Source organism: Aliagarivorans marinus DSM 23064 (assembly GCF_000429485.1).
Lineage (GTDB): Bacteria > Pseudomonadota > Gammaproteobacteria > Enterobacterales > Celerinatantimonadaceae > Aliagarivorans > Aliagarivorans marinus.
Genome location: NZ_AUBY01000008.1, coordinates 205,724 through 219,324, shown reverse-complemented (window position 1 = coordinate 219,324; position 13,601 = coordinate 205,724). Strand labels below are relative to the sequence as shown.

Genomic DNA, 13,601 nt, shown 5'->3' with positions numbered 1-13,601 from the left:
CGCAAACGAGGTGCTGCAGTAATGGCTAAGGTTGCCGCTGTCACCGAGTTGGCATTGGGTTACGATCCGGCCCAGCCGATACTCAGCCAAGTGAGCTTTGCGCTTACCAAGGGCGAGAGTCTTGCTCTGGTTGGGCCTAACGGGGCGGGTAAGTCGACTCTGCTTAATGTGCTGCGGGGCACGATGAAGCCGCTGACGGGCCAGCTCGACTACTCGCTAAACCCGAGGCGTGATATCGCCTACCTGCCACAAGCCAGCAAGGTCGACCGCAGTTTCCCGGTGAATGTTCGCCAATTTGTCAGCACTGGCCTGTGGAACCAGCTTGGCCTTTGGCGAGGCTTCCGCCGCTCGCATCGGCTGCAAGTGAATGCGGTGCTGGAGAAACTCAACATCGCCGATCTGGCCGATAGTATGCTCGACCAACTCTCTGGCGGTCAGTTCCAACGGGTATTGTTTGCCCGAACCATGCTTCAGCAGTCTAAGTTGTTATTGCTCGATGAGCCCTTTAATGGAGTCGATGAGGCCACCGTTAGCCTATTGCTCGATGAGCTCGCTAGCCTGCAGCGCCGAGGCTGCACGGTGGTCGCTGCCATCCATGATTTAGAGATCGTCCGCAGCCACTTTGAGCGTTGTTTATTGCTAAGCGGTGAAGCCATTGCCTTGGGGCCGAGTCGTGAGGTGCTGGTGGCCGAGAACATCGCTAAAGTGTGGGGAGAAACCTCGAGTCACCTCAAGCTTGTGCCCACCGAAGAAGAGCCTGCCAGTCGTTATGCCTGAGTTGTTTGACCTTTTCTCCTTGCTATTCGACCCATTCGTTGAGTTCCAGTTTATGCGCCGGGCGCTGTTTGGCTGCGTGGTGCTATCGCTTGGTGCTGCGCCGGTTGGGGTGTTTTTGATGCTACGGCGAATGAGCCTGACCGGCGACGCGATGGCCCATGCGATTTTGCCCGGAGCGGCCTTGGCCTACTTGCTGTATGGCTTATCAGCGGTCACCATGACACTTGGCGGGCTAGCTGCGGGTCTGCTGGTGGCCTTACTGGCAGGGGCGGGTGGTCAGCTTTAGCTTCTATCTGCCGCTGGCTGAGCCGGTATCGTTGTCGGAGCAGAGCCTTTCACTGCGTGTCTATGATCCCAGCTACTTTATCGATATGAGCTGGCGGGGGGAGATGGACTTGGAGCTGTCGATTGAGCTACAAGGGCTGTGCGAGGTGGATATCATCGAGCCAACACCCAGCCAAGAGCTGATAAACTACGCCTTGTCACTGCCTGCCGATGCCGACCCCGACGACAGTCTGGGAGAGATGTTTACCCAGCACGGTGAGGTTCGCTGTGATTTACTCTGATTCCAACCTGAAGTTTGCGCGTTTGCGTGCCCCCAAAGCGTGGCGGGGGCTCGCTGTGTCTATGCTGGTGTTTGCCGCATTGTGTGCAGCGCTTTGGCATTACTTCCCGCAGCTGCTGTTCCTGTCGAAGCTACTGCAGATGCAGCTCAACCGCGAAATCAGCCAGTTGTTTAGCCAAGTGCATTTGCATCCTTGGAAGACCGCCTACTATGCGGCCACCGCCAGCTACGTTTACGGGGTTATGCATGCCATTGGACCGGGCCATGGCAAGGTGATCATCTCCGGCTATCTCGCCACCCATCCCACCAAGTTGGCCACAACGGTTGGCCTATCGCTGGCGGCTTCGCTGATGCAAGCCGCAGTTGCTATTACGATGGTAACGGTTTGTATGCTAGTGCTGGCCAGCAGCACCACCGAGATGACGGAGCAGTCGCAACATCTTATTCGCATCAGCTATGCGCTAATGAGTTTGCTGGCGGTGCGTATTGCCTGGAATGGCCTGAAGGCGTTTAAAAGCAGTGCGCCAAGCCTTAAGGTGAAGAAGACATCTAGCTTGGTTGTCGAAGGAGGCCAAGCGTTTTCCTTGAAGCCGGTGGCCTTCCTCGCGCTATTTGCCCGCTTCGGTGGTAGTGTGCTGCGCCGGTATATGGGTAGCGACTCTGCGTTTGCCCGCTACCTGTTTTTAACGCTTACTCTGAGTTTTGCGCTGCTGCTTGGGGCAATGGGCCTGCTGATGTTTAGCCAGCCAGCGGTGATGGTGTCACCGGTGAACTCGCCTATCTTTGCCCGCTAGCTCATCTACCTTGGTCCGCTAGCGTCGCGGTGTTGTTGATGGTGGCAGGTTGATGATGAAAGCTTGTCGCCGTTCTCATTCGGGGGCTTATATGCTGTAATGGCCCCAATCGATTTTTGCTTGTGATGTTAGTGTGTTACCGCGTTTTAAGACTATTGCTCTCCCCCTGCTACTGATTGTCTCCGCTTATTCAGTTTCCTTTTCTCCAGTTTTATTTCCTTCAGCTCACGCTTCCCCGGTAAAGCTTAGCCGTTCCGGGATCTGCCACGAGCAAAGCTCCCCGAGCTATCAGCGAACCAAGAATTTCACCGACTTTGACAGCTTAGCGGCCTGCTTACAAAGCGGTGGTAGGTTGCCGAAGAATGCCGCCGCCCCCGCTCAAGCTATCGCTGAAGCAGAGCAGGAAGGGCGGCTCTACAGCACGCCTTATAATCGCCGTGATTACCCCCATTGGCTGGACCGCAACGGTGATTGCCGCAATACCCGCGCCGAGCTTTTGGTGGCCATGTCGGTTAAGCCGGTCAGCTATCGGGACGAGCGCGAGTGTGTGGTTGATGGCGGAAAATGGCAGGGCGTGTATTCAGGGGAGAAGTTCTATGCGGCCAGTGATATCGATATTGATCATATCGTGCCACTGAGCTGGGCCCACGGGCGCGGCGCCTGGCGCTGGAGCCGCGAGCAAAAGGCTGAATTTGCCAACGATTGGGACAACCTGCTACCGGTCTCCGCCTCGTTGAATCGCCAAAAGGGCGACAAAGGCCCGGATGAGTGGATGCCGCCGGCACATGAGTATCGCTGTGAGTACCTAAGCTTGTTCGACGGCATTGTGAGCAAGTACCAGCTCGAGTATGTGCCTGCAGAGCGGCGTATTATCTCAAGAATGCTTCAAGCCTGTAGTGACGCTTTGGCGTTGGCGGAGTAGTGCTCCGCCAAAGGCGTTTATTCAGCAATCAATCGCTCATAACGGCAGCGCGATACAGCATCCACTGCCAGCTGCTCTGATACGGCAGGCATCACCTGATTGAAGCGCTCAGCTAAGGTCCACGGCGGGTTTACCGCAATGATGCCGGATGCGGTCATGCCTTGTTGATGGTCTTCATCCACTGCTAGCTCAAACAGGTGTACATCACGCATATTGCTGTCCTGAATATCGCGCTCCAGTTGGTCGATGGTGGCGCGATGCACCATGGGGTACCACAGCAGCAGCATCGCTTGCGGGGTCTTTTTGTAGGCTTGCGACATCACCTTGACCACGGTTTGGTAGTCGGACTTGATCTCATAAGAGGGGTCAATCAGTACCAGTGGGCGACGGCTTGGGGTGGGCAGCAGGCGCAGCAGGCCTTTAAAGCCATCTTCTTTGTGGACCATACACGAGCGGCGCTTGGCGCAGCTTTGCTCCAGCTTGGTGATGGTTTGCGGGTGCATCTCAAATAGCCAGGCGCGGTCGCCTTGGCGTAGTTGCTGTTTCACTAGCATCGGCGAGCCGGGGTAGCGCTGCTGGCCTAAGTGCTCACTGACCAGTTGGTGGTAGGCTTCCAGGCCGGGTTGCTCTGCTAGGTCGAACTTGTTTACGCCGTGATCGCTCTCGCCGGTTTTGCGCGCTTCCTTGGAGTTCAGGTCATACAAGCCAGCGCCGGCATGGGTGTCGATGTAATCAAAGGGCTTATCTTTTTTCTGCAGGTGCTGAACGCACTCGATAAGCAGCCAGTGTTTTAGGACATCGGCGTGGTTTCCGGCGTGATATTCGTGTTGATAACTTAGCATGACAGGCTCGTCTGGAAGTGAGGCGGGCAATTTTACCACCCGCGGCGCTGGTGTCGACTGTTTTGCCGAACGGACTGCCTCTGGGGCAACCCAGTGGTGGATGCGGCAGAATGGCAAACTTTCAGTGGTAGCGCCTAGCTGCGCATATTAATATGATAACTATCAGTGGCTGCTAGGTATCAGTTGTGTTGTTGGCCAGCAGTCATCTCTTTGCCCACAGAAGGTGTGAGTTGATGATCCCGTTGATAGAGACGCTTGAAGAGCGTTTACGTTTGGCCATGCTCTACTCCGATACCACCGAACTTAGCGAGCTGTTGGCCGATGACTTGGTGTTTACCAACCACCTCGGGCAACGCATGGATAAGTTGCAAGAGCTGGATTTTCATCGCGAGCGGCTGTTTCTATTCCACAATATCGAGCTGGAAGCGATGCAGATCAGTCCCATCCAGCAGGCCGCCGTGGTGGTGGTGACCGCGCAGATAAGCGGTATGTTTGATGGCGAGCAAGCCAATGGGCGCTTTGGCTTCTCTCGCGTTTGGGTTGAGCGCAACGGGCGTTGGCAAGTGCTGGTCGCCCACAGCAGCTTGATTACTGAATAGCTGCGATTACTGCGTAGCTGCCTCACTTGGCCTAAGCCCCTGCGAACTTGCCAACACGCTCTCAAAAGGGCGTGCTGCTCGCTGCAATTCCCCCCACATTTCTCCTTCGTTTACTAGGCTTAGGTCCATCCCCCCCAAAACAACAGTAATAGGGGGCTGCTAGCGACAGGGTAACAGGGAGAAACACATGTCAGCCAAGGCCAAGATCATCAGCTGTATTGCAGCGCTTTTTGTCATCAGCATTTTGCTGATATCGGTGACCAGTTATATTAACTTTCGTTCGGCGTCGGTTAGCGCCTACACCTTACAGCTCGAGAGTAGCTCCAAGTTGATTGCCCACGCACTAGAGCAAAAAATGGAACGCTATTTCGACTCGCTTAAAACAGTGTCGGAAGAGCTACCGGTTGACGCTTCGGGCATCACTGATGAGAAAGAGTTGCTACGTCTGCTGCTCTCCTTGAAAGAGACCAACAAGGTGTTGAACTCTTATGTTGGGCTGGAGTCCGGGGCCACCTTCGCCGCCAATAACGGCGGCTTTATTCCCGATTTTAATGCCAAAGCGTTAAACCGCGAATGGTATCGACGCGGGCTAAACGATGAAGCCTATATCATCACCACCCCCTACTTGAGCGCCAGCAAGAACATTGTGATGGCGATGGCGGTGCCGGTGAAACGTCAAGGCAAGATTGTCGGCATCCTGAGTATGAACCTGGGCCTTGAAGACATTACCCGCTTTGTGGATGGTCTATCCGATGACCTGCAGCTATGGGTAACCCGTGAGGATGGCTTCTTGCTGGCTTCGGCAATACCTGAGCTGATCGGTGAGAGCTTGTTTGATTCTTATCCTTCTTACCAGCCCTATAACTCAGCACCTTCCAGTGAGCACAGCTATATCCACGACGGCGACGAGTACTTTGTCGTCTCCCAGCGTATTCCTAGCTTAAAGTGGACAGTGTGGTCGTGGGATAAGTGGGACGACATCACCGAGGCGTCTACCGACAATGCCTTGACGACGGTATTGCTTTCACTAGTCGTGATTGGCTTAAGCTTGGTTGGTACTTATCTGCTGATTACTCGCATCATGTACCTGCCGATTGGTGGCGAGCCGAAAGAGATTGAAGCGATGGTGCGACGAGTCGCCAAAGGCGACTTGCAGCTAGAACCCGGCACGGGCAAAGAGACCGGGGTCTACGCAGCGATGCTACAGATGGTGGAGAATATGCGGGCAACCATTACCAGCATTAATCGCTCCGCCGAAGATGTGGCCAGCTCATCGCAGGCGATGGCAACCTCCTCGGGCGAGGTGTCGGCAAGCTCGGAGGAGCAGATGCAGCAACTCGAGCAAACCTCCACCGCGATGCACCAGATGACGGTAACGGTGGAAGAGGTGGCGCGTAACGCGCTAGAGGCCTCGAGCGCGGTTGATGATGTAAGCCATCGCTCCAAAGACGGCATGGAGGTGGTAACCTCCATGAATGCCCAGCTCAATGAGCTGCTGCAAGGGGTGGAAGAGGTGCAGGGGGTGATCAATAGCCTCGAACAATCCACCCTGAGCATTGGCAGTATCCTCGATGTGATTGATGGCATCTCCGAGCAGACCAACCTGCTGGCGCTCAACGCTGCTATTGAGGCCGCCCGTGCGGGCGAGCAAGGACGCGGCTTTGCGGTGGTCGCCGATGAGGTGCGCAGCTTGGCTAATCGCACCAAAGAGAGCACCAATGAAATTCAAGAGATGATCACCCGCTTGCAGGGCGAGGCGAAAAAATCGGTGAGCTTAATGGGTGGTAATGTACAGAGCGCGCAAAGTACCGCTGAACGCTCTGCCGTGGCTAACGAGGCGCTGACTGCCATCCAAGAAGCGGTGCAGGTGATCCAATCGATGAACAGCCAGATCGCCACCGCAGCCGAGCAGCAAACCAATGTGGCCAGTGAGATCAACGTGAGCATTGTAGAGATTAACGACCATGCTAAGAACACCTTCGAGAATGCTCAAGGGAATACCGAGCTAGCCGGGCGTTTGTCTGAGGTGGCGGGGGATCTTAATCAGTCGGTGGAAGTGTTTAAGTTGTAGCCGTGCTAACAACCAGAAAGGGCCTGCAATATCGCAGGCCCTTTTTATTGGTAATACATCTAAGCTCGCTGCTTACTTATCAGCAACCGCCAGTGCTTGCTCATCCAGTACGCTGGCTACCCACATCAGTGGCGCGTTCCAGTTGATGGTCACCTCGTTCAAGGTCCATGCGCCAATATCGTCCAAGTAACAGGTCTGCATGATGCAGCGGCCTTTCAGCGATGCGGCAGCGGGGTCGCTGAAGCTAATCGAGTTCGGGCCACCACTTAGCACGCCCGGTGGTACTAGTGGGTAGTTCTCATCAACGATATGCGCCCAGAAGCGGTGATGCGGATTTTTCAGCGCATCGGTGCCGTAACCACTCACGTAGGAGAAGTTTTGTGGGTTACGACCTAACAGGTAATCCATACCGTGGGCCGCAGCTTGCAGGTAACGGCTGTCGCCACTGAAGTCGCTGGCGTAGGCTAAGAAAATACCGCGATTCACCACGTTCGAGTTTGAACCCCATGGGTACTCCTCGGTTTGGTAGGGCAGGCGATAGCCTTGGGTGTAGACTTGCGCTGCGTACTTATCGGCGGTTTCGATGATCGCCTCGCGGGCCGCTTTCACATGCTTGGCATCGAGCTTCGAGGGGACAACGGCCAGGCTGATGGTGCCCAAAGGACCCACTTGCTGCCAGAAGATATCACCGGTGGTTTGAATATCCCCTTTAGGCGTGTTCAGGAAGAAGCTCGAGCTGGTTACCGCATCCAGGTAGTCTTTCTTACCGGTGCTTAGGTACAACTCAGCCGCCGCCCAGTAGAACTCGTCTTCAAGGTTGAAGTCATCATAGGGGCCAGAGCCGGTGAAGTTATCGTAGGCATAGACCTCAGGGTAGCGCTTGGCTGCTTGCCATGCCTGCTCCGCAGCGGTTAGACACTGCTTGGCGAAGTCACCGTCGATGTCTTTCCAGATACGCGCACATTGCGCCCCTACCGCTGCCAGGTTAAGGGTTGCGGCAGTACTTGGCTGGCCTACATAGCGGTTTTCATGGCTGTCAGCGGGAGACAGTGGCTTGCCAGTCCAGCGGTCATCGGCAATCTTGTGGAAGGCCATTCCGCCGGCTTCCAGTTCGCTTAGCTTGAGCTGGTGCAGGCTCTCTAGCTGGTTACCCACTGGGGCGTAGACTTTCTTGCCCTGTGGTACTTGCATGGCCAGCATAAACTCGACGTTCCAGCGCGCTTCAGAGAGCAGATCATTGACGCCGTTCCCCGCTTCTGGAATTGGGTGGCTGCCATCGGCAAACGGCTCTGGCTTGTCGAGGTACTGGCTGCGCTCATACAGGTTGAGCAACGTCCAGGTGCTGATACCGCTGTTCACCACGTACTTGCCGTGGTCGCCGGCATCGTACCAGCCGCCGGTGGTGTCGATGCTGAAGTCACAGCCCGGCCACTTGTTGCCTTGCGCGTCGGCTTTATCAAAACAGGTCACCACGTCTTCTGGGTGGCCGGCTGGGCGGGCGAGATCTGGGCGCTGTACAAAGCGCTCTTCAATCGCGATGCCTGAACGATTGTGGTAGTAGTAACTCAGTGCGTCATGCTTGAGCTGGCTGTAGATATCATCAGCGATATCGAAGGGGTAGCTCTCTTTGCCATCGACAATCAGGCGTACCTGACGATGAGGCTCGGTCACAAAGCTGAAATCGACCAAGTGCAGCCATTCGCCCGACTCAGGGTTGGTGCCAAAGATCTGGGTAGCGCCAGCTTCAATCAGTTCGCCATCGCTATCCACCAGATCCCAAAATATTGGCTGCTGGCTCTCGTTGGCCACCGAGGCAATCTTCTCACTGCCGGTAAAGTAGCCCACTTGGTTAATCCGCACCGGCTCGGCGAAGCGGGTCATGGAGTAGCTTTCGCCAATCAAAGAGAAATCAGTCCCGCAGATAGTTGCAGGTTTTTGGGCGCCCATCTGGAAATGGAACTCACCCTTCATGTCACTGGGGTGTTCCATGGTAAAGGTGAAGCTGAACTCTTTAGGCTGTTTACCCACCGCGATGTCTTGAATGATGTAATGGGTGTATGGAGGACCACCATGCTGAATAAGGGCTTTAAGTTCGGTCTCTTTGTCGGCCCAGGCTTTAAAGCTCAGTTGGTATTCTGCACCCTCTGCTAAACCCATCCCGCTATGACCGAGAATGATGTCCCAAGGGTTGCTGCCAGTATGGTCAAAGGTGACACACACTGCATTATCTTCCGCTTCCATGCGGCCGCCGGCCACCCACCAGGCGTTGGTTCCATCGCTGAAATCGCCGTTATTAAACAATTGATCTGCCAAGGCTGTATGCGGCATCACCAGTGGGCTCAGGCCCAGCAAAGTGGTGGCGAGCAGATAGCGAGGTGCTTTCATAGCTACTCCTTTATGTCGTGAACTTTATCCAGATCCGAAGCTCTATTTTCCATCGGATTGCTTGGATAATGCCCACCTAAAAGAGAATATTAACCAGTCAAATTAAATTATTTTGAGAGTCGACATTAATTATGCGAAAGCGGATGAAACAGATTTCCATGTTGCGGGGTGAACTGGTGAAAACTGTGAAACAGATTTATGGTAAACGGTAAGTCAGTCATTACTGACCTAAAGTGGATGGCATTGAGGGGTGAATAAGAAAGGGAAGTATGGAGAAGTCGCGAAAGTCCGCAAAACGAAAGCTTTCTTCAGTTCCCCCAAGCAAAGCAGTGCTAAGATAGGTGCAGCTCTTCGCCGCTTTTACTGCCTGTAATGAACAAAGACCTCTATCAAAACCTCGACCTCAATTTACTCAGAACCTTTTTAATCCTCTCTCAAGAGCTGAACATGCGCAAAGCCAGCGAGCGCTTGCGGGTATCCCAGCCAGCCATCAGCCAGGCGCTGGTCAAACTGCGCCATCACTTCGATGATGAACTGTTTGTCAAAGTACCGCGAGGTTTGAAGCCGACGCCTTTTTCCGAGAGCTTGGCGATAGCCATTGCGCCTCATCTGACAGGCTTGGCGGAGGTGTTAAATCAATCCTCCGAGTTCGATCCGCTAAAACTGGAGCAAACCCTCAAGATTGCTCTGTCTCCGGTGATGTTATCTGGCGGTGCAGGCACTTTATTCAAGCGGATCCGCGAAGCGGCGCCCAAGGCGAACATCGAGCTGGTGAGCTGGAACGCTTCCACCCTTACCGAGCTGGAGAACGGCTCAGTGATGCTAGGGGTGCATTACGATCTGGGGACCTCTAAAACGCTGGTTACAGAGCAACTGGTCACGGTGAAGGGGATGGTGTTTGTGCGCCAAGGACATCCCTTGAGTAAACAGACCGTGCAACTAGAAGACCTTGAAGGCTTGGAGATTGCGTCGCTGATTATTCCCGACTGGAACGAGGACTACATACTGGTGGCTGAGGCAATGAAGCGACACAACCTGAGTTATCGAAGCGGTTTTCGTTCGGAGTTTGTCACCGCGTTAATCGACGTGGTTGAATCCAGTGATATGTACATGGCGCACTCCAATCTCTTTCCTAGTTATCAATATCCACAATTGCGGGCGATGGCGTTCAATGTGGCTGGCGACCCCTATGAAATGGACGTATTCAGCTATTGCCATGTGCGTAACCGACACAACCCCGTAAAAAAGTGGCTGCATAACCTCATAGCTGAGGTGTTGGCAGAGCAAATTGAAAAAGCTGATAAGTATTGCTTATCACGCCAATAAGCGCTGCTGCTTAGCCATCTGGACTCAAGCTACTTATGCTGCATCCTGTTATTTGATTGATGATAGGTAATGCGTGTTATGAGCTTTAAATCTTTGACTGTCCCTGTTCTGTTTACCTTGGCCGTAAGCGCCTGTTCCAACATCGATCGCGAAGATCCCAATGCAGCGACAAAGCAAGGTGCCATGGGTGGCGCCTTGTTAGGGATGACCATGGGGGCACTAACCGGCGACGCCGAGTTAGCGGTGAAAGGCGCGGTGGCCGGTGGTGTGGCTGGCGGCGTAGCGGGGGCCAGTGAAGATCTACGCCATCAACGCAGCAGCGACCAAAACGCCAGCCGTGATGCGGCCATCGCCAGCATCGGTGGTGGCAACACCGAGCGGCAGCCTCAGCAATGGCAAGAGTTGGAAAACTTCGTTGGCCAGTGGCATGTCAACATTCAAAACAAGGCAGTCAGCGGCAGCATCGACAATGTAACGGCCGAGGGCGCGCTAAGCTCGCTATCCAGCGCCGAGGTCGCGATTACTGCTGAGCAAGGCTTGGCGCTTAACGCCAGTTTCGCTTTCTCGCCTGAGCAGGGCCATAGCTTGCAGCTGGTGAATCAGGCCACCGAGGTGGTGGTAAGCTTTGCCGGAGAAGCGATTGATGGCGGTCAGCGCATCAGTTTTTATCCGACTGATGTAGATGCCACCATCTACCAAGGTATTGCTAGCAGCGATGTGCGCATCGAGCTGAGCTTCGCGGGCAACCAAGTGTGGAAGATTGATACCTACGCCTTTATCGAGGGTAGCGAGCAAGCGCTGCAAACCTTCCGCTTTACTAAAGCTGGCTAGCAAGCACACGATCATCTGGCGCATTGACCCGAGTATTGAGCCTCCGCTCGGTCAACGCGTCGATAAGCAAACAGCGACCCTTGGGTCGCTGTTTGTGTTTTTGCTTAGCCTGATTAACGGGCGAACTGCTCGACTAAGCGGCGCAGCGCCTGTAACTGCTCGACCAGCTCTGAGACGTGGCTCACCGAGTCATCGCAATGGGCGTTGGTCTGATCGGCCAGTTGGTTAATACTTTGCAAGTTCGTGTTCACCGCTTGGCTCACCTTAGCCTGCTCGTTGGCAGCGGTGGCGATCTGGTAGCTGGTGTCGTTGAGCTCGGCGATCAGCTGATTAACTTGCTCCAAGCTGTCGGAGGTTTCGGCGACCCTGTCTAAGCAGTCATTGGAGCGTTGCTCACTGCTGGTTAGGCTGTCGATGGCCTGTGATGCCGTGCCTTGTAGGGCGCGGGTGATATCGTGGATCTGTTCGGTGGATTGATGGGTTTTCACTGAGAGTGCCCGCACCTCGTCGGCGACCACTGCAAAGCCACGACCGGCCTCACCGGCGCGCGCCGCTTCAATCGCGGCATTGAGTGCCAGTAGGTTAGTTTGCTCGGCAATACTGCCGATCACCTCAACGATGGTTTCAATCTCTTTGCTGTTTTGCTCAAGTGCAGCGACTACCTGTTGTGCCTGATTCAGCTCTTGGTGTAGCGCCAGCACCGCATCGTTGGTGTGCTGCATCGCCTGACTACCTTGGTGGGTGGCCTCGTTGGCCCGCTGGCTTAGTTGAGCGCTTTGCTCGCAGCGCTCAGCCACCTCTTGCGAGGAGTGGCTCATCTCATTAACTGCCGTTGCCACCTGCTCGGTCTCGCTGCTTTGGGCTTGCGCACTTTGCTGAATATCTTGGGTGCGCGCAAGCTCTTGCTCGGCGTTGAGTAAGATGTCGTTGCAGGTTTCGCTGCTGCGCGCCACCACCGCGCGAAGTTCGGCTTGGCGCATCCGCAGTGCCAGCTCGATGGGGGAGTACTCGTCAAAGTGGCCGCTGTAGAGCGGCTCCATTAAGCGGTTGCTGTAGGCCTGCTCGGCCAGCTGGCGCAGCTTGTTCATACGCACTCGTTGCTTCCATAGTAAGCCCAGCGCGCACAGGCAAAACAGCGGGACGAAGGCCTGCAGTATCGCGAGCTGGGGCAGCGCAAGCAGCGCGCCGCTGAGGGCGAGTATTGCCAGCAGGCATAGCTGGCTGAGCCGGGAGTAACTCAAGCGCGGGCGGTGCAATTGCTTGGGCTGTTTTTGCTGCTGAATGTCTTGGTAACAGGCGCCTGCGCGGTCAATTTGCTCACGCTCTGGGCGGCTGCGCACCGACTGGTATTCGATGATGTTGCCAGCGGCATCTTTGATGGGGGTGACAAAGGCGCTGACCCAATAGTGGCCACTATCTTTACATTGGTTTTTCACCAAGCCCATCCAGCTTTGACCAGCTTGTAGATACTCCCAGAGCTGCTTGAAGGCGGCCTTGGGCATATCGCCATGGCGCACCATGTTATGCGCTTCCCCCTCAAGTTCTTGCTTAGCGAAGCCAGATACATCGCAGAAGTGTTGGTTGGCGTAGGTGATGTAGCTTTTCGGGTCGGTGGTGGAGATCAAGCTGATGTCATCGGCATAACGTACCTCGTTATCCATTCGTGGCGTCCTTTCGTGAGCGGCTAACGTAAAGGTCAAAATATCATCACTTCGTGGTGGGAAGTGTCAAGTGATGCTTTGGTGTCAGTTGATAGTTCTATTGATCTGGATCTAGTGTGGTTGAATTATCCATGTTTTCAGCGTTTTAGTGACAGATGAGTCACTTGCGATAGGCGAGTGACTACAGCAGTTTCGCCGCCGGGCGCTAGGTGGTAACACAGCGCCCTACCACCCGTATAAGCTAAGCCCGCGAAACCAAAATACCGCCAACGGTAATCAGGCTTGCGCCTAACAACAACGGTGCCATCTGCACCTGCTTGTACTCAGCAAACACCCATAAACCGAGGAGCACAGCTACTAAGGTATTAGTGTTAAAGATTGGCGTGAGCACCGAGACTGGCGTGGCGAAGCGGGTGAGCGCCAAGGTAATCAGCAGCATTGCCACCGCCCAACTGGCGGCGGCCAATACGCCAACCCCCATGCCTTTGAGCGTAAACTGCTCGCTGATACTGCCTTGCGTGAGCGCTCCCACAAGGCCAATAACAAGTACCGTGATGCCAACAGTAATCAGATAGGCGAAGTTGCCCAATCCGTGCAGGCCACTGGCCTTGGTGAGAATGGCAAACAGACCGAGTAGTAAGGCGCCGCCCACGCCACCGATTAAAATTCCCATAACGAACTCCCAGCGAAAGATTTTGCAAGCATTCTGCGGGTTAATCGACGGATAGACTGTGAACTGCGCAACGCATTTGTAAGCGCTGTGCTGATTGGCGTTTATTTGCACAGGTTATCTGCGTAGGTCATTTGCGCAGTTAGGGATTGGCGAGA

Annotated in this window: 13 protein-coding genes; 9 read left to right on the top strand and 4 right to left on the bottom strand. The window is 54.7% G+C overall.

The window, feature by feature from the left end:
- The first annotated feature begins 21 nt into the window (after positions 1 to 21).
- The 5 genes from G461_RS22870 to G461_RS22855 all read left to right on the top strand — a co-directional run bounded on the left by G461_RS22870 (position 22) and on the right by G461_RS22855 (position 3,058).
- A complete protein-coding gene (locus G461_RS22870) occupies positions 22 to 777 on the top strand; it encodes a metal ABC transporter ATP-binding protein (protein WP_051333257.1) in 756 nt (251 codons plus the stop codon).
- Complete coding sequence (locus G461_RS0100990) at positions 770 to 1,063, top strand: metal ABC transporter permease (protein ID WP_026970406.1); 294 nt, start codon at positions 770 to 772, stop codon at positions 1,061 to 1,063. Before G461_RS22870 ends, G461_RS0100990 begins: the two co-directional genes overlap by 8 nt.
- Positions 1,050 to 1,343, top strand: a complete 294-nt coding sequence (locus G461_RS22865; protein WP_051333256.1) for a DUF1007 family protein — start codon at positions 1,050 to 1,052, stop codon at positions 1,341 to 1,343. The genes G461_RS0100990 and G461_RS22865 overlap by 14 nt, the downstream gene beginning before the upstream one ends.
- Positions 1,344 to 1,404: 61 nt before the next feature.
- On the top strand, positions 1,405 to 2,136 hold the full coding sequence (locus G461_RS25305) for a nickel/cobalt transporter (RefSeq protein ID WP_245587128.1): 732 nt from the start codon (positions 1,405 to 1,407) through the stop codon (positions 2,134 to 2,136).
- 352 nt (positions 2,137 to 2,488) lie between these two features.
- A complete protein-coding gene (locus tag G461_RS22855; RefSeq protein WP_245587124.1) occupies positions 2,489 to 3,058 on the top strand; it encodes an HNH endonuclease family protein in 570 nt (189 codons plus the stop codon).
- Between the two features lie 17 nt (positions 3,059 to 3,075).
- Here the strand turns inward: G461_RS22855 and G461_RS0100970 are convergent, their stop codons facing one another.
- Positions 3,076 to 3,900, bottom strand: coding sequence for a 23S rRNA (adenine(2030)-N(6))-methyltransferase RlmJ (locus tag G461_RS0100970; RefSeq protein WP_026970405.1), 825 nt, complete (start codon positions 3,898 to 3,900; stop codon positions 3,076 to 3,078).
- A gap of 233 nt (positions 3,901 to 4,133) precedes the next feature.
- Here G461_RS0100970 and G461_RS0100965 point away from each other — a divergent pair, with 233 nt between their 5' ends.
- The gene (locus G461_RS0100965) at positions 4,134 to 4,499 is read left to right on the top strand and encodes a nuclear transport factor 2 family protein (RefSeq protein ID WP_026970404.1); all 366 of its coding nucleotides are present in this window, start codon (positions 4,134 to 4,136) and stop codon (positions 4,497 to 4,499) included.
- A gap of 187 nt (positions 4,500 to 4,686) precedes the next feature.
- Positions 4,687 to 6,570: a methyl-accepting chemotaxis protein gene (locus tag G461_RS0100960; protein ID WP_026970403.1), complete on the top strand. Its 1,884-nt coding sequence runs from the start codon at positions 4,687 to 4,689 to the stop codon at positions 6,568 to 6,570.
- Positions 6,571 to 6,642: 72 nt separating this feature from the next.
- On the opposite strand, the gene G461_RS0100955 is transcribed toward G461_RS0100960, so the two are convergent.
- Positions 6,643 to 8,955 (bottom strand): glycoside hydrolase family 9 protein, encoded by a 2,313-nt coding sequence (locus G461_RS0100955; RefSeq protein WP_026970402.1) that lies wholly within the window; start codon positions 8,953 to 8,955, stop codon positions 6,643 to 6,645.
- Positions 8,956 to 9,327: 372 nt separating this feature from the next.
- Between G461_RS0100955 and G461_RS0100950 the strand changes: the two genes are divergently transcribed.
- Together G461_RS0100950 and G461_RS0100945 are read left to right on the top strand one after the other, a co-directional pair.
- Positions 9,328 to 10,281 carry a LysR family transcriptional regulator gene (locus G461_RS0100950; RefSeq protein ID WP_026970401.1) on the top strand — a complete coding sequence of 318 codons (954 nt, stop codon included), beginning with the start codon at positions 9,328 to 9,330 and terminating at the stop codon, positions 10,279 to 10,281.
- 78 nt (positions 10,282 to 10,359) lie between these two features.
- Positions 10,360 to 11,112: a hypothetical protein gene (locus G461_RS0100945; RefSeq protein WP_035478767.1), complete on the top strand. Its 753-nt coding sequence runs from the start codon at positions 10,360 to 10,362 to the stop codon at positions 11,110 to 11,112.
- A 113-nt stretch (positions 11,113 to 11,225) separates the two neighbouring features.
- Here the strand turns inward: G461_RS0100945 and G461_RS0100940 are convergent, their stop codons facing one another.
- Positions 11,226 to 12,773, bottom strand: a complete 1,548-nt coding sequence (locus G461_RS0100940) for a methyl-accepting chemotaxis protein (RefSeq protein ID WP_026970399.1) — start codon at positions 12,771 to 12,773, stop codon at positions 11,226 to 11,228.
- A gap of 241 nt (positions 12,774 to 13,014) precedes the next feature.
- Entirely contained in the window at positions 13,015 to 13,446 is a 432-nt protein-coding gene (locus G461_RS22850; protein ID WP_035478883.1) for a hypothetical protein, read from the bottom strand.
- Between the last annotated feature and the right edge of the window lie 155 nt (positions 13,447 to 13,601).

Coding starts and splice junctions, on each gene's coding strand:
- G461_RS0100960 (WP_026970403.1), top strand. CDS start 4,687: ATGTCAGCCAAGGCCAAGATCATCAGCTGTATTGCAGCGCTTTTTGTC.
- G461_RS0100940 (WP_026970399.1), bottom strand. CDS start 12,773: ATGGATAACGAGGTACGTTATGCCGATGACATCAGCTTGATCTCCACC.
- G461_RS0100990 (WP_026970406.1), top strand. CDS start 770: ATGCCTGAGTTGTTTGACCTTTTCTCCTTGCTATTCGACCCATTCGTT.
- G461_RS0100945 (WP_035478767.1), top strand. CDS start 10,360: ATGAGCTTTAAATCTTTGACTGTCCCTGTTCTGTTTACCTTGGCCGTA.
- G461_RS22870 (WP_051333257.1), top strand. CDS start 22: ATGGCTAAGGTTGCCGCTGTCACCGAGTTGGCATTGGGTTACGATCCG.
- G461_RS22850 (WP_035478883.1), bottom strand. CDS start 13,446: ATGGGAATTTTAATCGGTGGCGTGGGCGGCGCCTTACTACTCGGTCTG.
- G461_RS0100955 (WP_026970402.1), bottom strand. CDS start 8,955: ATGAAAGCACCTCGCTATCTGCTCGCCACCACTTTGCTGGGCCTGAGC.
- G461_RS0100965 (WP_026970404.1), top strand. CDS start 4,134: ATGATCCCGTTGATAGAGACGCTTGAAGAGCGTTTACGTTTGGCCATG.
- G461_RS25305 (WP_245587128.1), top strand. CDS start 1,405: ATGCTGGTGTTTGCCGCATTGTGTGCAGCGCTTTGGCATTACTTCCCG.
- G461_RS0100950 (WP_026970401.1), top strand. CDS start 9,328: ATGAACAAAGACCTCTATCAAAACCTCGACCTCAATTTACTCAGAACC.
- G461_RS0100970 (WP_026970405.1), bottom strand. CDS start 3,900: ATGCTAAGTTATCAACACGAATATCACGCCGGAAACCACGCCGATGTC.